General features: G+C 67.5%; 20 protein-coding genes and 1 tRNA gene. 7 read left to right on the forward strand and 14 right to left on the reverse strand.

Annotation, left to right across the window (positions count from 1 at the left end; all coding sequences use genetic code 11):
- Positions 1–57: 57 nt before the first annotated feature.
- Positions 58–1,026, reverse strand: a complete 969-nt coding sequence (locus ACQ5SP_RS09005; protein WP_430938025.1) for a TAXI family TRAP transporter solute-binding subunit — start codon at positions 1,024–1,026, stop codon at positions 58–60.
- A 136-nt stretch (positions 1,027–1,162) separates the two neighbouring features.
- Between ACQ5SP_RS09005 and ACQ5SP_RS09010 the strand changes: the two genes are divergently transcribed.
- Positions 1,163–2,032, forward strand: coding sequence for a MurR/RpiR family transcriptional regulator (locus tag ACQ5SP_RS09010; protein ID WP_430938026.1), 870 nt, complete (start codon positions 1,163–1,165; stop codon positions 2,030–2,032).
- A gap of 6 nt (positions 2,033–2,038) precedes the next feature.
- On the opposite strand, the gene ACQ5SP_RS09015 is transcribed toward ACQ5SP_RS09010, so the two are convergent.
- Positions 2,039–4,081, reverse strand: coding sequence for an FAD-dependent oxidoreductase (locus ACQ5SP_RS09015; RefSeq protein WP_430938027.1), 2,043 nt, complete (start codon positions 4,079–4,081; stop codon positions 2,039–2,041).
- A 234-nt stretch (positions 4,082–4,315) separates the two neighbouring features.
- Between ACQ5SP_RS09015 and ACQ5SP_RS09020 the strand changes: the two genes are divergently transcribed.
- On the forward strand, positions 4,316–4,894 hold the full coding sequence (locus ACQ5SP_RS09020; RefSeq protein ID WP_430938028.1) for a histidine phosphatase family protein: 579 nt from the start codon (positions 4,316–4,318) through the stop codon (positions 4,892–4,894).
- A 6-nt stretch (positions 4,895–4,900) separates the two neighbouring features.
- Here ACQ5SP_RS09020 and typA read toward each other — a convergent pair whose 3' ends face one another.
- From typA to ACQ5SP_RS09035, 3 genes are all read right to left on the reverse strand, one after another.
- Positions 4,901–6,721 (reverse strand): translational GTPase TypA, encoded by a 1,821-nt coding sequence (gene typA, locus ACQ5SP_RS09025; protein WP_430938029.1) that lies wholly within the window; start codon positions 6,719–6,721, stop codon positions 4,901–4,903.
- A 152-nt stretch (positions 6,722–6,873) separates the two neighbouring features.
- A tRNA-Ala gene (locus ACQ5SP_RS09030) sits at positions 6,874–6,949 on the reverse strand.
- Between the two features lie 79 nt (positions 6,950–7,028).
- Positions 7,029–7,358, reverse strand: coding sequence for a TIGR02300 family protein (locus ACQ5SP_RS09035; protein WP_430938030.1), 330 nt, complete (start codon positions 7,356–7,358; stop codon positions 7,029–7,031).
- A 170-nt stretch (positions 7,359–7,528) separates the two neighbouring features.
- Between ACQ5SP_RS09035 and ACQ5SP_RS09040 the strand changes: the two genes are divergently transcribed.
- On the forward strand, positions 7,529–8,224 hold the full coding sequence (locus tag ACQ5SP_RS09040; RefSeq protein ID WP_430938031.1) for a M48 family metallopeptidase: 696 nt from the start codon (positions 7,529–7,531) through the stop codon (positions 8,222–8,224).
- 31 nt (positions 8,225–8,255) lie between these two features.
- Positions 8,256–8,906 carry a GntR family transcriptional regulator gene (locus ACQ5SP_RS09045; RefSeq protein WP_430938032.1) on the forward strand — a complete coding sequence of 217 codons (651 nt, stop codon included), beginning with the start codon at positions 8,256–8,258 and terminating at the stop codon, positions 8,904–8,906.
- 195 nt (positions 8,907–9,101) lie between these two features.
- On the opposite strand, the gene lpdA is transcribed toward ACQ5SP_RS09045, so the two are convergent.
- The 9 genes from lpdA to ACQ5SP_RS09090 all read right to left on the reverse strand — a co-directional run bounded on the left by lpdA (position 9,102) and on the right by ACQ5SP_RS09090 (position 19,649).
- Entirely contained in the window at positions 9,102–10,490 is a 1,389-nt protein-coding gene (lpdA, locus tag ACQ5SP_RS09050; RefSeq protein ID WP_430938033.1) for a dihydrolipoyl dehydrogenase, read from the reverse strand.
- 59 nt (positions 10,491–10,549) lie between these two features.
- A complete protein-coding gene (locus tag ACQ5SP_RS09055; RefSeq protein ID WP_430938034.1) occupies positions 10,550–10,963 on the reverse strand; it encodes an MAPEG family protein in 414 nt (137 codons plus the stop codon).
- A gap of 4 nt (positions 10,964–10,967) precedes the next feature.
- On the reverse strand, positions 10,968–11,357 hold the full coding sequence (locus tag ACQ5SP_RS09060; RefSeq protein WP_430938035.1) for an MAPEG family protein: 390 nt from the start codon (positions 11,355–11,357) through the stop codon (positions 10,968–10,970).
- 12 nt (positions 11,358–11,369) lie between these two features.
- Positions 11,370–12,896 carry a 2-oxoglutarate dehydrogenase complex dihydrolipoyllysine-residue succinyltransferase gene (gene odhB / locus ACQ5SP_RS09065; RefSeq protein ID WP_430938036.1) on the reverse strand — a complete coding sequence of 509 codons (1,527 nt, stop codon included), beginning with the start codon at positions 12,894–12,896 and terminating at the stop codon, positions 11,370–11,372.
- Positions 12,897–12,900: 4 nt separating this feature from the next.
- Positions 12,901–15,864 carry a 2-oxoglutarate dehydrogenase E1 component gene (locus ACQ5SP_RS09070; protein ID WP_430938037.1) on the reverse strand — a complete coding sequence of 988 codons (2,964 nt, stop codon included), beginning with the start codon at positions 15,862–15,864 and terminating at the stop codon, positions 12,901–12,903.
- 58 nt (positions 15,865–15,922) lie between these two features.
- Positions 15,923–16,804 carry a succinate--CoA ligase subunit alpha gene (gene sucD, locus ACQ5SP_RS09075; protein ID WP_430938038.1) on the reverse strand — a complete coding sequence of 294 codons (882 nt, stop codon included), beginning with the start codon at positions 16,802–16,804 and terminating at the stop codon, positions 15,923–15,925.
- Positions 16,805–16,809: 5 nt separating this feature from the next.
- Positions 16,810–18,003 carry an ADP-forming succinate--CoA ligase subunit beta gene (sucC, locus tag ACQ5SP_RS09080; protein WP_430938039.1) on the reverse strand — a complete coding sequence of 398 codons (1,194 nt, stop codon included), beginning with the start codon at positions 18,001–18,003 and terminating at the stop codon, positions 16,810–16,812.
- A gap of 193 nt (positions 18,004–18,196) precedes the next feature.
- Positions 18,197–19,159 carry a malate dehydrogenase gene (mdh, locus tag ACQ5SP_RS09085; RefSeq protein ID WP_430938040.1) on the reverse strand — a complete coding sequence of 321 codons (963 nt, stop codon included), beginning with the start codon at positions 19,157–19,159 and terminating at the stop codon, positions 18,197–18,199.
- A 262-nt stretch (positions 19,160–19,421) separates the two neighbouring features.
- Positions 19,422–19,649: a hypothetical protein gene (locus ACQ5SP_RS09090; protein ID WP_430938041.1), complete on the reverse strand. Its 228-nt coding sequence runs from the start codon at positions 19,647–19,649 to the stop codon at positions 19,422–19,424.
- A 301-nt stretch (positions 19,650–19,950) separates the two neighbouring features.
- On the opposite strand from ACQ5SP_RS09090, the gene ACQ5SP_RS09095 reads away from it, so the two are divergent.
- From ACQ5SP_RS09095 to ACQ5SP_RS09105, 3 genes are read left to right on the forward strand one after another with little or no spacing between them, the layout of a single operon-like run.
- Entirely contained in the window at positions 19,951–20,838 is an 888-nt protein-coding gene (locus ACQ5SP_RS09095) for an HpcH/HpaI aldolase/citrate lyase family protein (protein ID WP_430938042.1), read from the forward strand.
- Positions 20,835–21,392: an NnrU family protein gene (locus ACQ5SP_RS09100; protein ID WP_430938043.1), complete on the forward strand. Its 558-nt coding sequence runs from the start codon at positions 20,835–20,837 to the stop codon at positions 21,390–21,392. Before ACQ5SP_RS09095 ends, ACQ5SP_RS09100 begins: the two co-directional genes overlap by 4 nt.
- Positions 21,392–21,595, forward strand: coding sequence for a DUF1737 domain-containing protein (locus ACQ5SP_RS09105; protein WP_430938044.1), 204 nt, complete (start codon positions 21,392–21,394; stop codon positions 21,593–21,595). The genes ACQ5SP_RS09100 and ACQ5SP_RS09105 overlap by 1 nt, the downstream gene beginning before the upstream one ends.
- Positions 21,596–21,599: the final 4 nt, after the last annotated feature.

Here is a 21,599-nt window from a genome sequence, read left to right on the forward strand (position 1 = left end):
AAATGAGATCGTCCGGGGTGAAACGCCCGGCAAGGGGCCGGGCGTTTCGGGGGCTGGTCAGTCCAGCAGACCCAGTTCCTTGTACGCCTTCTCGGCGCCCGGGTGCAGCGGCGCGGACAGGCCGTCCTTGACCATCTGCGACGGGTCGAGATTGGCGAAGGCCGGGTGCAGCTGCTTGAAGTCGTCGATGTTTTCCATCACGGCCTTGGCGACGACATAGACCGTGTCTTCCGGGATCGATGCCGAGGTCACGAAGGTCGCGCCCACGCCGAAGGTGGTCGTCTCCTGGTCGTTGCCGGCATACATGCCGCCCGGGATGGTGGCGACGCGGTAGAACGGGTTGTCCGCCACGAGCTGATCGATGGGCGCACCGGCCACGTCGACGAGCTGCACGTCGCAGGTCGTGGTGGCTTCCTGGATCGCCGCGGCCGGGTGGCCGACCGTGTAGATCATCGCGTCGATGTTGCCGTCGCAGAGTTGCTTGGCCATCTCCGAGCCCTTGTACTCGGTCGCGAGCGCCAGGTCGTCCATGCCGATGCCGAACGCCTCCATCACGACTTCCATCGTGGCGCGCTGGCCGGAGCCGGGGTTGCCGACGTTCACGCGCTTGCCCTTGATGCCTTCGAAGCTCTCGATGCCGCTATCGCCGCGCACCAGCAGTGTGAAGGGTTCGGGATGCACCGACATGACGGCGCGGATTTCCGGGAACGGGTTGTCCGCGAACCGCGAGGTGCCGTTATAGGCGTGGTACTGCCAGTCCGACTGGGCGACGCCGAATTCCAGCTCGCCGGCCTTGATGGTGTTGATGTTGTAGACCGAGCCACCGGTCGACTCGACGGCGCAGCGGATGCCATGCTCCTTGCGGTCGCGGTTCACCAGGCGGCAGATCGCGCCGCCGGTCGGATAGTAAACGCCGGTGACGCCCCCGGTTCCGATCGAAATAAACTGCTGGTCCTGCGCCGTGGCAACCGGGGCGGCAAGCCCCGTGGCAAGCGCGGCGGCCGCGCCAAGGATTAGCTTCTTCATCTTACGTCTCCCTTGATATGCACACTGTCAGCCGCGCACGCGGCGAGCGGCGAAAAGGTGAAACGAATGTGTTCAACATGTCAAGGTAAGCTATCATCCGTGTCTATCGATCTCGGGCAAAACGAAGGGAGCGAACATGGCGGACGGTCAGACGGGCACGCTGAAGACCCTCACCGACAGGCTGCGAACCCTTTCCCAGGAGGGCGCGCCGCAACTGGCGACGCTCGCCGGGTGGCTTCTGGACAGACCACACGAGCTGGCCTTCCAGTCCGTTCGCGGGCTTGCATCCGAAGCCCAGGTCAACTCGAACACGGTCGTCCGCCTCGCCCACGGGCTTGGCTTCGACGGCTACGAGGCCTGTCGCGCCGCCTTCCAGGAGGCGCTGCGCGGCACGACGCTGGCCTATTCCGCGCGGGCGGCGGCGCTGCGTAACCGTGACGACGAGGACGTGTTCGACTCGGTGCGGGCGGCCGCGCTGTCCAATGTCGAGGCGCTGTTCAGCCCCGAGATGAACCGCCTGGCCTGCGAGGCCGCGGCGATCCTCGGCACCGCGCGCAGCGTCCACTGCGTCGGTGTGCGCAGCTGCTACGGCGCGGCGCATTACTTCGCCTATCTCGGGCGCATGGCATTCCCGAATTTCGCGCCGCCCGTCACCGTTCCGGGCGCGATCATGGACACGATCAGCGAAACCGGCCCCGAGGACGTTCTGGTCGCGATCACGTTTTCCTACTACTCGGCCGAGGTCGTCCGCGCCTGCGAGATCGCGCGGGACTGCGGCGCCCGGATCATCGCGCTGACCGACAGCTACGCCGCGCCGATCGCCGAGGGTGCCGAGCTTGTCGTGCCGCTGCCGATGTCCGGACCGCAGATCATGCCCTCGCAGATGTCCGCGATCCTGGTCGCGGAACTGATCCTTGCCGAGATGGCGGCGCGCTCCGACGCAGCGACCGATCGCATCCAGGGCTTCGAGGCGCGGATCCGGCGGCTGGGCGGATATATCGGCTGAACGGGCCTACCAGGTCAGTCCGTAGCGCAGCGCGTCGTAGATCCCGGCATGAATGTTGCGCGCCGCCACGGCGTCCCCGATGCGGTAAAGAAGATAGCGCCCTTCGCTGTTCGTCTCGGGAAAGGGCTGTGCGCCCGCGATCAGGGCGTCGTAGTCCACCGCGCCGGCGTTCCGCGCCCCGGGTTTCAGCGCGAAATACAGCTCGTCCAGCGGGGCCGTGCCGTGCTCGACGACGACCTGGTCCACCATGCGTTCGTCCTGCCAGCCGGGCGCGAAATCCGAGCGGAGCCGCGCACAGAGCGCGTTGCCGCGGCGTTCGACCGACTCGAGGCGTGTATTGATGGTGATCGTGGCCCCCGCCTCGTGAAGCGCCTTCATGTAGGGCACATGGTTCAGCCCCCCCACATCCGGGGCGAAGAACCGCTCTGGCGTCATCAGTTCCAGCCGGGCGCCGCTCCGCGCGATCGCCTCCGCCGCGCTCATGCCCTGGTGCCCGCCATTGTCGTCATAGACCAGAACCCGGCCGGCGGGCTTCACCGTGCCTGCCAGGATGTCCCAGCTGGACACGGTCAGATCCTCCCCGGCCGCGAGCGGGGGGCATTGCGGCAGCCCGCCGGTCGCCACGACGACGATCTCCGGCGACAGCGCCAGCACGTCCTCGGCTTCGGCAAAGGTGTTGAAGCGGATCTCGACGCCCAGGCGGTCGAGTTCCGCGCACCGCCAGTCGATGATCCCGATCATCTCGCGCCGCCGCGGGTTCTGTGCCAGCAGCGCGACCTGGCCGCCGGCGCGGTCCGCGGCCTCGAGCACGGTGACGCTGTGCCCGCGTTCGGCCGCGGCCCGTGCCGCCTCGAGCCCGGCAGGGCCGGCTCCCACCACCACGGCGCGCCGCTTCGCCCCCTCGGTCGGGCGGATCACATGCGGCATCCGCGCCTCGCGCCCCGTCGCGGCGTTGTGGATGCAGAGCGCGCTGCCCCCCTCGTAGATCCGGTCAAGACAATAGGTGGCGCCGACGCAGGGCCGGATACGATCCTCCTGGCCCTGAGAAAGCTTGTGGCCGATATGCGGGTCCGCGATATGTGCCCGGGTCATGCCGACCATGTCGAGCTTGCCCTCCGCGATCGCGTGCCGGGCGGTCGCCGTGTCGGGAATCCGCGCGGCATGGAACACCGGGAAGGCCGTGGCCGCCCGCACCTCGCCCGCGAAGTCGAGATGCGGCGCGCTTGCCATGCCCTGCACCGGGATGACCCGCGAGAGGGCCGCGTCGGTCTCGATATGGCCGCGGATGAGGTTGAGGAAATCGATCTTCCCGGTCCCGATCAGCCGCCGGGCGATCTCGACGCCTTCCGCGCGCGAAAGGCCCTTCTCCCAGTCCTCGTCCGCGACCATGCGGATGCCGACGATGAACTCCGGGCCGACCGCGTCCCGCACCGCGTCGATCACCCGCCGCGCAAAGCGCAGACGCGCGTCGAGATCGCCGTTATAGGCATCCGTGCGATGGTTGGTCGCCGGCGACCAGAAACTGTCCATCAAGTGGCCATAGGCCTCGAACTCGATCCCGTCGAGACCGGCCGCCTGCATCCGTTCGGCGGCGGCCGCGTAATCCGCGACGATCCGGTCGATGTCCCACTCCTCGGCCTCTTTCGGAAAAGCCCGGTGCGCGGGTTCACGTACCGGCGAAGCCGAGAGCACCGGCAGCCAGTCGCCCTTGTTCCAATTCGTGCGCCGCCCGAGATGGGTCAGCTGGATCATCACCGCGGCGCCGTGCGCGTGGCTCTCCTCGGCCAGGCGGCGCAGCGGCGCGACGATCTCGTCCTTGTAGGCATGCAGGTTCCCGAAAGCCTCGGGGCTGTCCGGCGACACCACGGCCGAACCGGCGGTCATGTTGAGTCCGATACCGCCCTTGGCCTTTTCCGTATGATAGAGCCGGTACCGGTCACCCGGCAGACCGTCCTCGGAATAGGCGGGCTCGTGAGCCGTGGACATGAGCCGGTTGCGGAAGGTCAGATGCCTGAGCCGATAAGGCTGAAGAAGCGGATCCCTGGACATGCGGCCTCTCCTTTTTCGCGGAGTTGAGCATGCGCCGCGAGATGATGCAAACGCGAATGCGGGGCCTTCGGCCCCGGGATTCATGCCTCCGGCGGGGATACTTGGACCACTTGGACGGGGGTGATCGCATCCAAGTGGCAGAAATATCCCCGCCGGAGGCCCCGAGCCTCGGGCCGCAGGCCCGGGCGAGAGAAAAGGCTTGGCGCGCGGATGCGCGCCGCTACTTGTTGCGCCATGAGACGCTGGGCTGCACTCCTGACCGCACTGCTTTTCCTCGGCCCGGCGGACGCCCGGGCGGGGGACAGCGCCTGGACTGCCTTTGCAGGCGAGGGCGTGGTCGCGCTGATGCGCCATGCCCTGGCGCCGGGCATCGGCGACCCGGAGGCGTTCCGGCTCGACGACTGCGCGACGCAGCGCAACCTCGACGCGGACGGGCGGGCGCAGGCGCGCGCGATCGGCGCAGCGATCCGCGCGCGGGACCTGGAGATCGACCGCGTTCTGAGCAGCCAGTGGTGCCGCTGCCGCGAAACGGCAGCGTTGCTGGATGTCGGCGCGGTCGTCGAGATGCCGGCGCTCAACTCCTTCTTCGGGCAGCGCGAGCGGGCCGGGCCGCGGACCCGTGCAACGCTTGACCGCATCCGCGCGCTGCCCGCGACGGGGCGCTCGATCATGGTGACGCACCAGGTGAATATCCGCGCGCTGACCGGCATCGCTCCGCGGTCCGGCGAGATCGTGCTGGTCCGGGCCGGGCAGGGCGGGCCGGACGGGGCGGGGGTGACCGTGCTCGGCCGGCTGACCCCTGCGGCTCCCTGAGTGTCCTCAGCCCGCGGCGCGGGCCTGGCGCTTGCGCTCGTGGGGATCCAGGAAACGCTTGCGCAGCCGGATCGCGCCGGGCGTGACCTCGACCAGCTCGTCGTCGTCGATATAGGCGATGGCCTCCTCGAGGCTCATTCGCACGGGCGGCGTCAGAACCACCGCGTCGTCCTTGCCGGAGGCGCGGACATTGGTCAGCTTCTTGCCCTTGAGCGGATTGACCTCGAGGTCGTTCTCACGGGCGTGCTCGCCGATGATCATGCCTTCGTAGACGGGCTCCTGCGCGCCGATGAACATGCGCCCGCGCTCTTCGAGGTTGAACAGCGCGTAGGCGACCGACTGTCCCGCCTCCATCGAGATCAGAACGCCCGCCCGGCGCCCGGGGATGGCCCCTTTCCAGGGCGCCCAGCCGTGGAAGACGCGGTTCAGCACGCCCGTGCCGCGCGTGTCCGTCAGGAACTCGCCGTGGTAGCCGATCAGGCCGCGCGAGGGCACGTGGGCGACGATCCGGGTCTTGCCCTGGCCGGCCGGTTTCATCTCGGCGAGATCGCCCTTGCGCGGGCCGGTGAGCTTCTCGATGACGGCGCCGGTATACTCGTCGTCCACGTCGATGGTGACTTCCTCGACCGGTTCGAGACGCTGGCCGTTCTCGTCGCGGGTCAGCACCTGCGGGCGCGAGATCGAAAGCTCGAAGCCCTCGCGGCGCATGTTCTCGATCAGGACGCCCATCTGCAATTCGCCGCGGCCTGCGACCTCGAAGGCCTCGCCGCCGGGCGTGTCGCTGACGCGGATGGCAACGTTCGATTCCGCTTCCTTCATCAGCCGGTCGCGGATGACCCGCGACTGCACCTTGCTGCCTTCGCGTCCGGCCAGCGGGCTGTCGTTGATCCCGAATGTGACCGAGATCGTCGGCGGGTCGATCGGCTGGGCGGGGATCGGATCGGTCACGGCCGGATCGCAGAGCGTGTCGGCCACCGTGGCCTTCGACATGCCCGAGAGGGTCACGATGTCGCCGGCGACGGCTTCCTCGATCGGCTGCTGTCCCAATCCGCGGAACGCCAGGATCTTGGCGACGCGGAACGACTCCAGCTGTGCGCCATCGCGCGAGAGCGCCTTCAGCGTCATGCCGGTTCGAAGCGTGCCGCTCTCCACGCGGCCGGTGAGGATACGGCCAAGGAACGGATCGGCGCCGAGCGTGGTTGCCAGCATGCGGAACGGGCCGTTCTGCGCGGCGATCTGGTCCGGCGGCGGAACATGGGCGACGACCAGGTCAAAGAGCGCCACCAGGTCCCGGCGCGGCCCGTCGAGTTCGGCATCGGCCCAGCCCGAGCGGCCGGAGGCATAGAGCACCGGGAAATCGAGCTGGTCGTCATCGGCGCCGAGGCCGACAAAGAGATCGAAGACCTCGTCGAGCGCGCGGTCCGGTTCGGCGTCCGGTTTGTCGACCTTGTTCAGCACGACGATCGGGCGCAGGCCCAGCGCCAGCGCCTTCGAGGTGACGAACTTGGTCTGGGGCATCGGCCCCTCGGCCGCGTCGACGAGCAGGACGACACCGTCCACCATCGAGAGGATCCGTTCGACTTCGCCCCCGAAATCGGCATGCCCCGGGGTGTCGACGATGTTGATGCGCGTGCTGCCCCATTCCAGGCTCGTCGCCTTGGCGAGGATGGTGATCCCCCGCTCGCGTTCGAGATCGTTGGAATCGAGCGCGCGCTCGGCGACCGCCTGGTTTTCGCGGAAGGCGCCGGACTGCTTGAGCAGTTCGTCCACGAGGGTTGTCTTGCCATGATCGACATGCGCGATGATGGCGATGTTTCTCAGATCCATCGGGGAAATGTCCGTCAAAGGAGTATACGAGTGATGTCACCGCGGGCGTTACACCCCCGGCCGGGCCCTGGCCAGCGGAAAAGCGCGGGATGCGGCATCGGGGCCGCCGGACCGTGTCCTCAGCGCCTGCCGTCGGTGTCCGCGGGAAAATTTGGTGGAGCCAAGGGGAGTCGAACCCCTGACCTCTTGAATGCCATTCAAGCGCTCTCCCAACTGAGCTATGGCCCCACCGAGGGCGAGCTGTCCCGCTCGCCAGAGGGTAGATATTGAAGCGACCCGCCTAGATCAAGTGCAAAAATGCGGCGGATCAGCTCTCGTCGGTGCCCTCAGCCGGGACGTCGGCGAGGTCGTCGAGATCGACGGAATCCTCGTCGTCGTCCTCGAGCACGTCATCGCCCAGGCTGACATCGGAGTCGTTGTCATCCTCGATGACCTCGGCCTCTTCGGCGGGCGCCGCGGCCTTGGCCGGCTTCGCCTTGCGGCTCGAGGCGGTGGACTGCGACTTTGCGCCGGTCAGCGATTCGAGGTCGAAGCTGTGCCCGCAGGCGGGACAGGTCATCGGGTTCCGCTGCAGATCGTAGAAGCGGGTCGAACAATTGGGGCAGAGTCGTTTCACGCCCCATTCTTCCTTGGGCATCAGATTCCTCTTGGCTTTGCTGATGTCGCGTCAATCGGTGCCAACTGCCAAAATGGCGAGGCTTTGTCAAAGCCTTTCCGCAGCCGCGAAACGCCGGGCGATTTGCCCCTGCATCCGGCGTGGTTTTGGCGCATAGTCCGGGGCGGGAAGATGGCGAGGGACCAGGCCGGATGACGGAGCTGACATTGCCGGGCGATCCACCCGTCGCGGTGAAGCTGAGACGGTCCGCGCGGGCGCGGCGGCTGTCGCTGCGGGTCTCGCGGCTGGACGGGCGGGTCACGCTGACCCTGCCCCGCCGCGTGCCCGAGCGCGAGGCGCTGGCCTTCCTGCGCGAGAAGGCGGGCTGGCTGCGCGCGCATGTGGCCGAGGCCCGCCCGCGGATCGTGCCGGCGGTCGGGGGAACCCTGCCCTTCGAGGGCCGGACGCTGGAGATTCGCCCCGGTACGGGCCGGACAGCCTGGGCGGAGGACGGCGCGCTGCACGTGCCGGGCCGGCCTGGGCAGGTGCCCGCCCGGCTGCGGGCGTTCCTGATCGGGGCGGCGCGGGCGCGGCTGGCGGCGGCCTCCGATCTCCATGCGGCGGCGCTCGGACGCGGCTATGCCGGGATCACGCTGCGAGACACGCGCTCGCGCTGGGGGTCGTGTTCGGCGCGCGGCGGGCTGATGTATTCGTGGCGCCTGGTGATGGCGCCGCCCGAGGTGCTCGACTACGTCGCGGCGCACGAGGTGGCGCACCTGGCGGAAATGAACCATTCCCCGGCCTTCTGGGCGGTGGTCCGGCAGCTCTGCCCCGGTTACGAGGCGCCCCGCGCCTGGCTCCGGGCCGAGGGACCCGCCCTGCACCGTTTCGATTTCGGCAGTCGTTGACCGCACCGCGGAACGTGATCACAATCCGCCCATGCTGATATCCCCGCGCCCCGCCGACACCACCGCCGCCGCCCATGACCGGGTCTACCGCAAGCTTCGCACGCAGATCATGCATGGCGAGCTGGCCCCGGGCCAGCCCCTGACGCTCAGGGGGCTGGCCAAGAGTTTCGGTGTGTCGATGACGCCGGCCCGCGAAGCGGTCCGGCGGCTCGCGGCGGAAGGCGCGCTGACGCTGTCGTCCTCGGGGCGGATCACCACGCCGGATCTCGGCCCCGAGCGGATCGAGGAGCTTGCGGCGTTGCGCGCGCTGCTGGAACCGGAACTGGCCGCGCGGGCGCTGCCGCGGGCGCATATCGCGCTGATCGACCGGATGCAGAGCATCAACGCCACGATCGCGCAGGTCATCGCCAAGCAGGACTCGGTCGGCTATATCCGCGCGAACCTGGAATTCCACCGCAGCCTCTACCTTCGGGCGCAGGCCCCGGCCATGCTGGCGATGGCCGAGACGGTCTGGCTGCAGCTCGGCCCCACGATGCGCCATCTCTACGGCCGGCTGCAGCGCACCGAGCCGCCGCTCAATCACCGCATGATCCTGGCGGCGCTGCGCGCGGGTGACGAGCCGGGGCTCCGGCTGGCCGTGCGGACGGACGTGACCCAGGGCCTGCGGATGCTGGTGGGCTAGGGCAGGGGGCTTTCCGCCCCCTCTTGGCCCCGCGGGCGGGGCCAATTCACCCCCGAGGATATTTCCGGAACGATGAAGCGCGCCTTTACCCTGCCTTAACCCCGGCGCGGGAGGGTCACGGCGCGGCACAGGCGGGGACGCCGATGGCCGTGAACGGTGAAGCCCCCTGTCCCGGGCGGGGCAGGGGGTGCCACGTCAGCTGTGGATCGGCCCGTCGCCGCAGGCGAGGGCGGCCTCGCGCATGGCTTCGGAGAAGGTCGGATGCGCGTGGCAGGTGCGGGCGAGATCCTCGGCCGCGGCGCCGAATTCCATCGCCACGCAGACCTCGTGGATCAGGTCGCCCGCCATCGGCCCGATCACGTGGGCGCCGAGGATCCGGTCGGTTTCCTTGTCGGCGAGGATCTTGACGAAGCCGTCGGCCGCGAAGTTGGCCTTGGCGCGGCCGTTGCCCATGAAGTTGAACTTGCCGGCCTTGTAGGCGCGGCCCTCGTCCTTGAGCTGTTCCTCGGTCTTGCCGACGGCGGCGACCTCGGGATGGGTGTAGATCACGCTCGGGATCACGTCGTAATTCACATGGCCCGCCTGGCCGGCGATGGACTCGGCCACGGCCATGCCCTCGTCCTCGGCCTTGTGGGCGAGCATCGGGCCGGCGATCACGTCGCCGATGGCCCAGATGCCGTCCACGCTGGTCTTGCGGTGCGGGTCCGTCTTGACCATGCCGCGCTCGGTCGTCTCGACGCCCGCGGCCTCGAGACCCAGCCCGCCGGTGTAGGGGCGGCGGCCGGTCGCGACCAGCACCACGTCGGCATCGACGGTCGCTTCGCTGTCGTCCTTGCGAAGCTTGTAGGTGACCTTGCACTTGGTCTTGAGTTTTTCCACCGACTGCACGGCCGCCCCCATGACGAAGTCGAGCCCCTGTTTCTTCAGCAGCCGCTGGAAGCCTTTCTGCACCTCGCCGTCCATGCCGGGCGTGATGTGATCGAGATATTCGACCACGGTGACCTCGGCGCCGAGGCGGCTGTAGACGGAGCCCATCTCGAGCCCGATCACGCCGGCGCCGATCACCACCATCTTCTTCGGGATCTTCGCCAGCGCCAGCGCGCCGGTGGAGCTGACGACGGTCTTCTCGTCGATCTCGACGCCCGGCAGGCTGGCCGGCTCGGAGCCGGTGGCGATCACGATGTTCTTGGCCTCGTGGGTCTCGTCGCCGACCTTGACCTTGCCCTGGCCGGCGATCTGGCCCCAGCCCTTGATCCAGTCCACCTTGTTCTTCTTGAACAGGAACTCGATGCCCTTGGTGTTCTGCCCGATGGTGTCGTCCTTGTAGGCCATCATCGCCTTCCAGTCGACCGACGGCGCCTTGCCCGTCAGGCCCATCTTGGCGAAGTTCTCCTCGGCCTCGTGCAACTGGTGCGTGGCGTGCAGCAGCGCCTTGGACGGGATACAGCCCACGTTGAGGCAGGTGCCGCCGAGGGTGTCGCGCCCCTCGACGCAGGCCGTCTTCAGTCCCAGCTGGGCGCAGCGGATGGCGCAGACATAGCCGCCGGGGCCGCTGCCGATCACGATGACGTCGTAGCTTGCCATGTTCTTCTCCTTGGGCCTTTGCCCCTATTCACAACACATGCGGGCGGGTTGCACAAACCTTATGCACCGCCCAGCGCCCCCCGGAGGGCTGCAATTATGATCAGAATGGATGATCCGAAGCCGACCAGCCAGATCACCGACCGCCAGGGTCGCCAGCCGAAGGCGTAGGCCGGGATGTAGAGCACCCGCGCCGCGAGGTAGAGCCATGCCAGCGCGGCGGTGAGCGCGGTCGCCTGGTTCGACAGGGTGACGACGACCACGGCCAGGGTGAAGAGGATCAGCGCCTCGAAGTGATTGTCGAGCGCCCGCACCAGGCGACCGGTCCGCGCCGAGAGCACCCGCGGCGGCGCGTCGTCGCGCGGCCCGGCCGTGTAGCCCGGGCCAAGCTCCAGGTTGGCGGGCACGGCCATCAGCACGTACTGGACCGCCTGCAGAAGCCCGGCGAGCGCGAGGACGGTGAGTTCCGCCGACATCCGCTCAGAGCGCGAGCAGGTAGAGGATGATGGTGGCGAAGAAACCTGCGGCCCAGGCCAGCGAGCGCACGCCGATAACCCCGAAGGCATAGGTGGGCACGTAGATCACCCGTGCGATCAGGAACACCTGCGCGGCCATGAGCGTGGCGTCCGAGAAGGCGCCGCGCGCCTCGAGGATCAGGACGGCCGGTGCGAAAAGCGCCATCGCGCTGACCGAGTTCCAGAGCGCGCGTTCGAGCCGGGCGGCCATGCCGCTGGCGGTGCGCCCCTCGTCCCGCGAGGACAGCAGGTAGCCCATGCCGAGCTGCTGCATCGCGCCCGTGGCCTGCAGGACAAGGGTGATGGCGACATAGAGCCCGTAGAGGGCGAGTATGGAAAGCTCGTCGTTCAACATCGGGGATCCTCCTCAGAGATCCATCAGCAGGCGGCGCGGGTCCTCGAGCGCCTCCTTGACGCGCACGAGGAAGGTCACCGCCCCCTTGCCGTCGACGATGCGGTGATCGTAGCTGAGCGCGAGATACATCATCGGGCGGGCCTTGATCTCGCCTTTCACGACCATGGGGCGATCCTGGATCTTGTGCATGCCGAGGATGCCCGACTGCGGCGGGTTCAGGATCGGCGAGGACATGAGCGACCCGTAGACGCCGCCGTTCGAGATCGTGAAGGTGCCGCCCTGCATTTCCGCCATCGACAGCTTGCCGTCGCGGGCGCGGGCGCCAAGCTCGTTGATCTTCTTCTCGATCGCGGCGAAGGACATCTGGTCGGCGTCGCGCACCACCGGCACGACGAGCCCGGTCGGCGTGCCCACGGCGATGCCCATATGGACGAAGTTCTTGTAGACGATGTCGGTGCCGTCGATCTCGGCGTTGACCTCCGGCACTTCCTTCAGGGCGTGGCAGCAGGCCTTGGTGAAAAAGGACATGAAGCCCAGCTTCACGCCGTGCTTCTTCTCGAAGAGATCCTTGTATTCCTTGCGCAGCTCCATCGTCGCGGTCATGTCCACCTCGTTGTAGGTGGTCAGCATCGCGGCGGTGTTCTGCGCATCCTTCAGCCGGCGCGCGATGGTCTGGCGCAGGCGGGTCATCTTGACCCGTTCCTCGCGGCTCGCATCCTCGGCCGGGACGGGGGCGCGGGGCGCCTGGGCCGGTTCGGCCTTCGGTGCCTCGGCGGGCTTGGCCTTGGTGCCGGCGGCGATCGCCTTTTGCACGTCTTCTTTCATGATGCGGCCGTCGCGGCCGGTGCCTTTCACGTCCTTTTCGCTCAGGCCGTGCTCTTCCATCATCTTCTTGGCCGAGGGGGCGTCCTCGACATCCGCACTGGCGCTGTCGCCGGCGGCCGGCGCCTCGGCGGCTTCCGCGGGCTTGGCGGCCGCGGCGCCCGCGCCGGTCGTCATCGTGGCGATCTTGGCGGAGGCTTCCACGGTTTCGCCCTCGGCGGCCAGGATTTCGGACAGCGTGCCGGTCGCGGGGGCGGGCACCTCGACGGAAACCTTGTCGGTCTCCAGCTCGCAGAGCATCTCGTCCTGCTGGACGGCGTCGCCGGGTTTCTTGAACCAGGTGGCGACGGTCGCCTCGGAGACGCTTTCGCCGAGCGTCGGCACCATCACGTCGACGGTCTCGCCGCCGCCGGTGTCGTCGTCCGCCGGGGCGGCCTCGGCCTTGTCGGCCTTCGGCGCCGCGGGCGCGGCGGCGCCGGCGCCTTCCTCGACGGTGGCAAGCAGGGCGTCGACGCCCACGGTCTGGCCTTCCTCGGCCACGATCTCGCCCAGCGTGCCGGCCGCGGGCGCCGGCACTTCGACCGTCACCTTGTCGGTCTCGAGTTCGCAGAGCATCTCGTCCTGCTGGACCGGGTCGCCCGGCTTCTTGAACCAGGTCGCCACGGTCGCCTCGGAGACACTCTCGCCGAGCGTCGGCACGCGCACTTCGGTAGCCATTCCGTTATTCCTTCTCGAAGGTAAGCGCCTCGTTCACGATGGCGTCTTGCTGTTCCTTGTGTTGCTTGAGCAGGCCGGTGGCCGGCGAGGCCGCGGCCTGGCGCCCGACATAGCGCGGGCGGTTATGCGTCGCCTTGAGCCTGCCCAGCACCCATTCGAGGTTCGGCTCCATGAAGGTCCAGCCGCCCTGGTTCTTGGGTTCCTCCTGGCACCAGAGGATCTCGGCCTTGGGGAAGCGTTCCAGTTCCTTGATCAGGCTGAGCGCCGGGAACGGGTAGAACTGCTCGACACGCAGCAGGTAGATGTCGTCGATGCCGCGGGCGTCGCGTTCCTCCAGCAGGTCGTAATACACCTTGCCCGAGCAGAGAACGACGCGGCGGATCTTGTCGTCCTTGGCCAGCTTGGTGTCCGAATGGCCCTTCTCGGCATCGTCCCAGAGCACGCGGTGGAAAGATGACCCGTTGGTGAAATCCTCCATGTCCGAGATCGCCAGCCGGTGGCGCAGCAGCGATTTCGGCGTCATCAGCACCAGCGGCTTGCGGAAGCTGCGATGGAGCTGCCGGCGCAGGATGTGGAAGTAGTTGGCCGGCGTCGTGCAGTTGGCGACGATCCAGTTGTCCTCGGCCGACATCTGCAGGAACCGCTCCAGCCGGGCCGAGCTGTGCTCGGGGCCCTGGCCCTCGAAGCCGTGCGGCAGCAACATCACCAGGCCGGACATCCGCAGCCACTTGCGTTCGCCAGAGCTGATGAATTGGTCGAACATGATCTGCGCGCCGTTGGCGAAGTCGCCGAACTGCGCCTCCCAGAGCACCAGCGCGTTGGGCTCGGCCAGCGAGTAGCCGTATTCGTAGCCCAGCACCGCGTATTCCGAGAGCATCGAGTCGATCACCTCGTAGTTCGCCTGGCCCTCGCGGATGTGGTTGAGCGGGTGGTAGCGCTCGTCGGTTTCCTGGTCGACGATGGCCGAGTGGCGCTGCGAGAAGGTGCCGCGCGCCGAGTCCTGCCCGGCGAGGCGCACCGGGTAGCCTTCCAGCATCAGCGACCCGAAGGCGAGCGCCTCGGCGGTGGCCCAGTCGAGCCCCTGGCCGGTCTCGATCATCTCCTTCTTGGTATCGAGAAGGCGCGTGATCGTCTTGTGCGGCCTGTAGCCCTCGGGCAGGCGGGTCAGCGCCTGGCCGACGTCGCGGAAGGTCTCTTCGGCGATGGCGGTCTTGCCGCGCTCGTATTTGCCGCTGTGGGCTTCGAGATCGGCCCAGCGCCCGTCCAGCCAGTCGGCCTTGTTGGGCCGGTAGCTCTTACCGGTCTCGAACTCCTCGTTCAGATGCGCCTGGAACGAGGCCTTCATGTCCTCGATCTCGCCCTCGGGGATCAGGCCGTCCTTGACCAGCCGCTCGGTGTAGAGCTGCAGCGTCGTTTTGTGGCTCTTGATCTTCTTGTACATCGTGGGCTGCGTGAACATCGGTTCATCGCCCTCGTTGTGCCCGAAGCGCCGGTAGCAGAACACGTCGATCACCACGTCCTTGCCGAATTTCTGGCGGAACTCGGTGGCCACCTTGGCGGCGTGGACGACGGCCTCTGGATCGTCGCCGTTGACGTGGAAGATCGGCGCCTCGACCATCAGCGCGATATCGGTCGGGTAGGGCGAGGATCGCGACATGTGCGGCGCGGTGGTGAAGCCGATCTGGTTGTTCACCACGACATGGATCGTGCCGCCGGTGCGATGGCCCCGGAGACCCGACAGGCCGAAGCATTCGGCCACGACGCCCTGGCCCGCGAAGGCCGCGTCGCCGTGCAGCAGGATCGGCAGGACCCGCTTGCGCTCGGCGTCGTTGTGCTGGGCCTGCTTGGCCCGCGCCTTGCCGAGCACCACCGGGTTCACCGCCTCCAGGTGGCTGGGATTGGCGGTCAGTGACAGATGCACCTCGTTGCCGTCGAAGGTGCGGTCCGACGAGGCGCCGAGATGGTATTTCACGTCGCCCGATCCATCCACGTCCTCGGGCTTGAAGCTGCCGCCCTGAAATTCGTGGAAGATCGCGCGGTAGGGCTTGCCCATCACGTTGGCCAGAACCGAGAGCCGGCCGCGGTGCGGCATGCCGATCACGATCTCCTTCACGCCCAGCGCGCCGCCGCGCTTGATGATCTGCTCCATCGCGGGGATCAGCGCCTCGCCGCCGTCGAGGCCGAAGCGCTTGGTGCCCATGTACTTGACGTGCAGGAACTTTTCGAAGCCCTCGGCTTCCACGAGCTTGTTCAGGATCGCCTTCCGCCCCTCGCGGGTGAAGGTGATCTCCTTGCCGTAGCCCTCGATCCGCTCTTTCAGCCAGGCGGACTGCTCGGGATCGGAGATGTGCATGTACTGCAGCGCGAAGGTGCCGCAATAGGTGCGCTTCACCATGGCGAGGATTTCGCGCATCGACGCGACTTGCAGGCCCAACACGTTGTCGATGAAGATCGGCCGGTCCATGTCCGCCTCTGCGAAGCCGTAGGTCTGCGGCTCCAGCTCGGGGTGCGGGTCAGGGTTGCGCATTCCCAGCGGATCGAGCTGCGCGGCGAGGTGGCCACGGATTCGGTAGGCGCGGATCAGCATCAGCGCCCGGATGCTGTCGAGCACCGCGCGCTTGACCTGTTCGTCGGTGACCGACACGCCGGTCTCTGCCGCCTTGCCCTTGATCTTGCCGGCGATCTCGCCCGCCATCGCCGGCTCGGTCGTCCACATGCCGTCCAGCGCGTTGGTCAGATCGTCGTTCGGCGTCGGGGGCCAGTCCTTGCGTTCCCATGACGGGCCCTTGGCCTCGCGCTTGACGTCCATCTCGTCGTCGCCGAGCGATCGGAAGAACGCTGCCCAGGCTTCGTCCACCGAGGCCGGGTCGCTCGCGTAGCGCGCGTAGAGCTGCTCGACATATTCGGCGTTATGGCCCTGGAGGAAGGAAGAGGAGCGGAACTGATCGTTCGGGCTCTGGTCCGTCATGGTCGCACCCATCGTGTTGGCCCGCGCGCCACCGTGGCGCGCGGGATCGGAAGTCGTCTCAGCCGATCGCCTTCAGCACGGCTTCGCCGAGACCCGCAGGGCTGTCGGCCACCACGATCCCGGCGGATTTCATCGCCTCGATCTTGTCGTCGGCGCCGCCTTTGCCGCCCGCGACGATCGCGCCCGCATGACCCATGCGCCGGCCCGGCGGCGCCGTGCGCCCCGCGATGAAGCCGGCGGTGGGCTTCCAGCGGCCCTTTTTCCTCTCGTCCGCCAGGAACTGCGCGGCGTCTTCTTCGGCCGAGCCGCCGATCTCGCCGATCATGATGATCGATTCGGTCTCGTCGTCGGCGAGGAACCATTCGAGCACGTCGATATGTTCGGTTCCCTTGATCGGGTCACCGCCGATACCCACGCAGGTCGACTGGCCGAGGCCGACATCGGTGGTCTGCTTGACCGCCTCGTAGGTCAGCGTCCCGGAGCGCGAGACCACGCCGCAGGAGCCGCGCTTGTGGATGTGGCCCGGCATGATGCCGATCTTGCAGGCATCCGGCGTGATGACGCCCGGGCAGTTCGGCCCGACCAGCACCGATTTGGAGCCTTCCAGCGCGCGCTTGACCTTCATCATGTCGAGCACCGGGATGCCCTCGGTGATGCAGACGATCAGCTCCATCTCGGCGTCGATGGCCTCGAGGATGGAGTCGGCCGCGAAGGGCGGCGGGACGTAGATCACGGAGGCGTTCGCCTCGGTCTTCGCCCGGGCCTCGTGCACCGAGTTGAAGACCGGCAGGTCCAGATGGGTCTGTCCGCCCTTTCCGGGGGTCACGCCGCCGACCATCTTGGTGCCGTAGGCAATCGCCTGCTCGGAGTGGAAGGTGCCCTGGCTGCCGGTGAAGCCCTGGCAGATGACCCTGGTGTTTTCGTCTACGAGAACTGCCATGTGCCTTACCCCTTCACCGCTTTGACGATCTTGTCGGCCGCATCGCTCAGGTCGTCGGCCGCGATGACGTTCAGCCCGCTTTCGTTGATGATCTTCTTGCCCTGTTCAACATTCGTGCCTTCGAGCCGCACGACCAGGGGCACCTGCAGGCCGACCTCCTTGACCGCCTGCACCACGCCGTCGGCGATGATATCGCAGCGCATGATCCCGCCGAAAATGTTGACCAGGATGCCTTTGACGTTGTCGTCGGAGGTGATGATCTTGAACGCCTCGGTCACCTTTTCCTTGGTGGCGCCGCCGCCGACGTCGAGGAAGTTGGCGGGTTCCGCGCCGTAGAGCTTGATGATGTCCATCGTCGCCATGGCAAGGCCCGCGCCGTTGACCATGCAGCCGATCTCACCGTCGAGCGCGATGTAGTTCAGGTCGTATTTCGACGCGGCGAGTTCCTTGGGATCCTCCTCGGTCTCGTCGCGCAGCGCGGCGATATCGGGGTGCCGGTAAAGCGCGTTCGAATCGAAGCCCATCTTCGCGTCGAGGCACTTCAGGTCGCCCGCGGGCGTCACGATCAGCGGGTTGATTTCCAGCATCTCGCAGTCTTTGTCCACGAAAAGCTTGTAGAGAATGCCCATCAGCTGGACGCACTGCTTCACCTGTTTGCCCTCGAGGCCCAGCATGAAGGCGATGCGCCGGCCGTGGAAGCCCTGGTAGCCCGTGGCCGGGTCGACGGAGAAGGACAGGATCTTCTCCGGCGTGGACGCGGCGACTTCCTCGATGTCCATGCCGCCCTCGGTGGAGCAGACGAAGGAGATGCGGCTCGTCACACGGTCGACCAGCAGCGCGAGGTAAAGCTCGCGATCGATGTCGCTGCCATCCTCGATGTAGATGCGGTTGACCTGTTTTCCGGCCGGGCCGGTCTGGTGCGTCACGAGGGTGCGGCCCAGCATGCGCTTGGCCTCGGTCTCGGCCTCCTCGACCGACTTGGCCAGCCTTACGCCGCCCTTGTCGCCGACGTCGGTTTCCTTGAAGTGGCCCTTGCCGCGGCCGCCGGCGTGGATCTGTGCCTTCACGACCCAGAGCGGGCCGTCGAGTTCCCCGGCGGCGGTCTTGGCCTCCTCGGCCTTGGTCACCGCGCGGCCGTCCGACACCGGGGCGCCGTAGTCGCGCAGAAGGCTTTTCGCCTGATATTCATGAATGTTCATGAAAACTGTCCCGTCTTTCTTGCGTTGACGGCGACCTAAGCACAGACGATTGGGGCTGAGAAGGAAAACCCGCTGAAAACCCGCCTATTCGACGTATTTTCTGCGGTTTGTGATCACGCAATTTCTAGGTGTGATCACAAAACTGTCGGTGCGCAACCCGCGGGCCGAAGCCCGCGGATTCGCCATGTTCGGGTCAGGCGAGCGACTCGTCGATGCCCTTGCAGGCCTCGACCAGGCCCTTCACGGCGTCGACGGATTTCTGGAACATCGCCTTCTCGTCCTTGTTGAACTCGATCTCGACGACGCGTTCGATGCCGCCGGCGCCGATCACGGTCGGCACGCCGACATAGAAGCCGTTCAGGCCGTAGGCGCCGTCAACATAGGCCGCACAGGGCAGGACGCGCTTCTGGTCCTTCATGTAGGCCTCGGCCATCTCGATCGCCGCGGTCGCGGGGGCGTAGAAGGCCGACCCGTTGCCCAGCAGCTTGACGATTTCGGCGCCGCCGTCGCGGGTGCGCTGCACGATCGCGTCCAGCTTGTCCTGGCTGGTCCAGCCCATTTTCACCAGATCGGGCAGCGGGATGCCGCCGACGGTGGAATACCGGGTCAGCGGCACCATGGTGTCGCCGTGGCCGCCGAGGACGAAGGCCGACACGTCCCGCATCGAGACGTTGAACTCGTCGGCAAGGAAGTGGCGGAAGCGCGCGCTGTCCAGAACGCCTGCCATCCCGCAGACCTTTTCATGCGGCAGGCCCGAGAATTCGCGCAGCGCCCAGACCATCGCGTCGAGCGGGTTGGTGATGCAGATCACGAACGCGTCCGGCGCATTGGACTTGATGCCCTCGCCAACGGCCTTCATGACCTTGAGGTTGATCCCCAGCAGGTCGTCGCGGCTCATGCCGGGTTTGCGCGGCACGCCGGCGGTGACGATGCAGACATCGGCCCCGGCGATGTCGGCATAGTCCTGGGTGCCCTTCAGCGCCACGTCGTAACCCGCGACGGGGCCGCTTTCGGCGAGATCAAGGGCCTTGCCCTGGGGCGTGCCCTCGGCAATGTCGAACAGCACGACGTCGCCGAGTTCCTTCAGCGCGGCGAGGTGCGCCAGCGTGCCGCCGATCTGGCCTGCGCCGATCAACGCGATCTTGGGTCTAGCCATCGTTTCCATCTCCGGTCGGTTAGAAATCGCCGCTTGCCTACTCTCGGAAACCCGTCCGCGCAAGCTTTCCCGCCGCGGTGCCATGCGGGCCGGCGCCGCGCGGACGGCGGCGATGGCGGTTCAACTCCCGGAGAAACATTGGAAAACTGGCGCCGCCGGCCCCTGCGCGGCCCCCGTGATATCTGCCGCTGCGGCGCAGCGCGGCCGCCCGGACGCCCCTCTCGGGGGCTGTCCGCGGGGCGAGTCGCCCCGCGGTCCGTCCCTAGACCGGGTCGCCCTGCGGCACGATGATGTCTTCGAAGGCATCACCGGTCGCCAGCAGGCAGCTCACCCCGTCGGGGCGTGTGACGATGATCGTCCAGCTTCCGGTTTCGGTCGAGGCGAACAGCTCCACCACCCGGTCGCCGCGGCCAAGACCGATCGACTGGCGCGTCTCGCCGAAACGGGTCTCCAGCCGGTCGATCACGGTCTGGCGGTCGCCACAGGCCATCACACCGGCGGTGCCGGACTGCGCAGCCCAAAGCGTTGCCAGAATTAGCCCCCCGAACCCCAAGGAGAGCGCGAACAGGTTGTCCCGCATGTTGGTCCCTTTCCCCAGATGCCCCCCGCATCGCCGCTGCCGGACAGTCTCGCGGCGAAATCACGAAGGCGGGGTTAACCCGCCGTGCGCCGGATGGAGGGATTGACGCGGCTTTGAGGCAAATCGCGCCGAGCGGGTGCGGCCACGGGGCGCTTGCGCGGGGGCGGGGGCTGTGCTGCATTGCGGCACGAACAGGGGAGGGCGAGAATCGATGGACTACACTTCAAGGCCGTTCCGGTCCGTCCTGTACATTCCGGGCTCGAAGTCCCGGGCGCTGGACAAGGCGCGGCAGCTGCCGACGGACGCGATCATCTTCGACCTGGAGGACGCGGTCGCCGCCGGCGAGAAGGACGCGGCGCGGGATCTGCTGGCGAAGACGCTGGTAGATGGCGGCTACGGGCCGCGCGCGCAGATCGTGCGCATCAACGCCTTCGACACCGACTGGGCCGAGGATGACCTCGCCGCGATCGGTCCCGCCGCGCCCCAGGCGGTGCTGCTGCCCAAGGTCAACGACGCCGATGACATCATGCGCCTCGAGGCGCGGCTCGACGGCATCCCGGCCGCGCGCGACACCCGCATCTGGGCGATGATGGAAACCTGCGAGGGTGTCCTGAACGCGCGCGAGATCGCGGCCGCCTCGCCGCGGATGGCGGGGTTCGTGCTGGGCACCAACGATCTGGCCAAGGAATTGACGGCGCGGCTGGTGCCGGACCGCGGCCCGCTCGTGACCTCTTTGTCGCTCTGTCTGCTGGCCGCGCGGGCCCGGGGCCTGGTCTGTGTCGACGGGGTCTACAACGCCTTCAAGGATGCCGACGGCCTGCGCGCCGAGTGCGTTCAGGGCCGCGACATGGGCTTCGACGGCAAGACCCTGATCCATCCCGCCCAGCTGGAAATCGCCAACACGGTCTACGCCCCGGCCGAAGACGAACTCGACCTTGCACGCCGCCAGATCGCCGCCTTCGAAGCGGCCGAGGCCTCTGGCGAGGGGGTCGCGGTGGTTGACGGCCGGATCGTGGAGAACCTTCATGTCGAGACGGCCCGCAAGACGATCGCCCGCGCCGAGGCGATCCTGAAACTGGAAAAGGAGTCCGCGGCATGATCCTTCTCGTTCTCGGCCTTGCGCTCTGGATTTTCGCGCATCTCTTCAAGCGGCTCATGCCGGATGCGCGGGCGGAGATGGGCGACAAGGGCAAGGGCCTCGTCGCCGTCGCGATCCTGGCTTCCATCGTGCTCATGGTGATCGGGTACCGCGCCGCCGAACCGGTGTTCCTGTGGTTTCCGCCGTCTTTCCTGACCCATCTGAACAATCTCCTGATGCTGTTGGCGGTCTACCTGTTCGCGGTCTCGGGGGCGAAGACGCGCCTGAGCGGCATCATCCGCCATCCGCAGCTGACCGCGGTGAAGACATGGGCGGTTGCGCATCTGCTGGTGAACGGCGATCTCGCCTCGGTGATCCTTTTCGGCGGGCTGCTGGTCTGGGCCGTGGTCAGCGTGATCCTGATCAACAAAGCCGAGCCGGCGCCGGCACGCCCCGCGCCGGCCCCGATCGGCAAGGAAATCGGCGTGGCCGTCGCGGCCGTGGTGGTCTACGGCCTGATCGGCATGGTCCATGGCTGGCTGGGCTACTGGCCCTTCCCGGGCGGGGGCATGTGATGCGGGCGTACCGGCTTTTGACGGGCGAAGACGGTTCGGCCTTCTGTCACAAGGTGACCGCCGCGCTCGACAGGGGTTGGGCGCTTTATGGCGATCCGTCCTATGCCTATGACGCGGCCAACGGCGTGATGCGTTGCGCGCAGGCCGTCGTGAAAGACGTGGCCGGTGACTACGACCCGGACGTGAAACTGGGGAGCCTCTGAGCCG

The sequence above is a fragment of the Rhodovulum sp. YNF3179 genome, from assembly GCF_050586465.1.
Classification (GTDB): domain Bacteria; phylum Pseudomonadota; class Alphaproteobacteria; order Rhodobacterales; family Rhodobacteraceae; genus CAJXYS01.

What these genes read in the sequence shown, in the direction of transcription:
- odhB (WP_430938036.1), bottom strand. Translation starts at nt 12,896, where the DNA reads ATGGCTACCGAAGTGCGCGTGCCGACGCTCGGCGAGAGTGTCTCCGAG.
- ACQ5SP_RS09005 (WP_430938025.1), bottom strand. Translation starts at nt 1,026, where the DNA reads ATGAAGAAGCTAATCCTTGGCGCGGCCGCCGCGCTTGCCACGGGGCTT.
- ACQ5SP_RS09010 (WP_430938026.1), top strand. Translation starts at nt 1,163, where the DNA reads ATGGCGGACGGTCAGACGGGCACGCTGAAGACCCTCACCGACAGGCTG.
- sucD (WP_430938038.1), bottom strand. Translation starts at nt 16,804, where the DNA reads ATGGCAGTTCTCGTAGACGAAAACACCAGGGTCATCTGCCAGGGCTTC.
- ACQ5SP_RS09015 (WP_430938027.1), bottom strand. Translation starts at nt 4,081, where the DNA reads ATGTCCAGGGATCCGCTTCTTCAGCCTTATCGGCTCAGGCATCTGACC.
- ACQ5SP_RS09060 (WP_430938035.1), bottom strand. Translation starts at nt 11,357, where the DNA reads ATGTTGAACGACGAGCTTTCCATACTCGCCCTCTACGGGCTCTATGTC.
- mdh (WP_430938040.1), bottom strand. Translation starts at nt 19,159, where the DNA reads ATGGCTAGACCCAAGATCGCGTTGATCGGCGCAGGCCAGATCGGCGGC.
- ACQ5SP_RS09020 (WP_430938028.1), top strand. Translation starts at nt 4,316, where the DNA reads ATGAGACGCTGGGCTGCACTCCTGACCGCACTGCTTTTCCTCGGCCCG.
- ACQ5SP_RS09090 (WP_430938041.1), bottom strand. Translation starts at nt 19,649, where the DNA reads ATGGCCTGTGGCGACCGCCAGACCGTGATCGACCGGCTGGAGACCCGT.
- ACQ5SP_RS09055 (WP_430938034.1), bottom strand. Translation starts at nt 10,963, where the DNA reads ATGTCGGCGGAACTCACCGTCCTCGCGCTCGCCGGGCTTCTGCAGGCG.
- ACQ5SP_RS09040 (WP_430938031.1), top strand. Translation starts at nt 7,529, where the DNA reads ATGACGGAGCTGACATTGCCGGGCGATCCACCCGTCGCGGTGAAGCTG.
- lpdA (WP_430938033.1), bottom strand. Translation starts at nt 10,490, where the DNA reads ATGGCAAGCTACGACGTCATCGTGATCGGCAGCGGCCCCGGCGGCTAT.
- ACQ5SP_RS09035 (WP_430938030.1), bottom strand. Translation starts at nt 7,358, where the DNA reads ATGCCCAAGGAAGAATGGGGCGTGAAACGACTCTGCCCCAATTGTTCG.
- ACQ5SP_RS09070 (WP_430938037.1), bottom strand. Translation starts at nt 15,864, where the DNA reads ATGACGGACCAGAGCCCGAACGATCAGTTCCGCTCCTCTTCCTTCCTC.
- ACQ5SP_RS09095 (WP_430938042.1), top strand. Translation starts at nt 19,951, where the DNA reads ATGGACTACACTTCAAGGCCGTTCCGGTCCGTCCTGTACATTCCGGGC.
- ACQ5SP_RS09045 (WP_430938032.1), top strand. Translation starts at nt 8,256, where the DNA reads ATGCTGATATCCCCGCGCCCCGCCGACACCACCGCCGCCGCCCATGAC.
- typA (WP_430938029.1), bottom strand. Translation starts at nt 6,721, where the DNA reads ATGGATCTGAGAAACATCGCCATCATCGCGCATGTCGATCATGGCAAG.
- ACQ5SP_RS09100 (WP_430938043.1), top strand. Translation starts at nt 20,835, where the DNA reads ATGATCCTTCTCGTTCTCGGCCTTGCGCTCTGGATTTTCGCGCATCTC.
- sucC (WP_430938039.1), bottom strand. Translation starts at nt 18,003, where the DNA reads ATGAACATTCATGAATATCAGGCGAAAAGCCTTCTGCGCGACTACGGC.
- ACQ5SP_RS09105 (WP_430938044.1), top strand. Translation starts at nt 21,392, where the DNA reads ATGCGGGCGTACCGGCTTTTGACGGGCGAAGACGGTTCGGCCTTCTGT.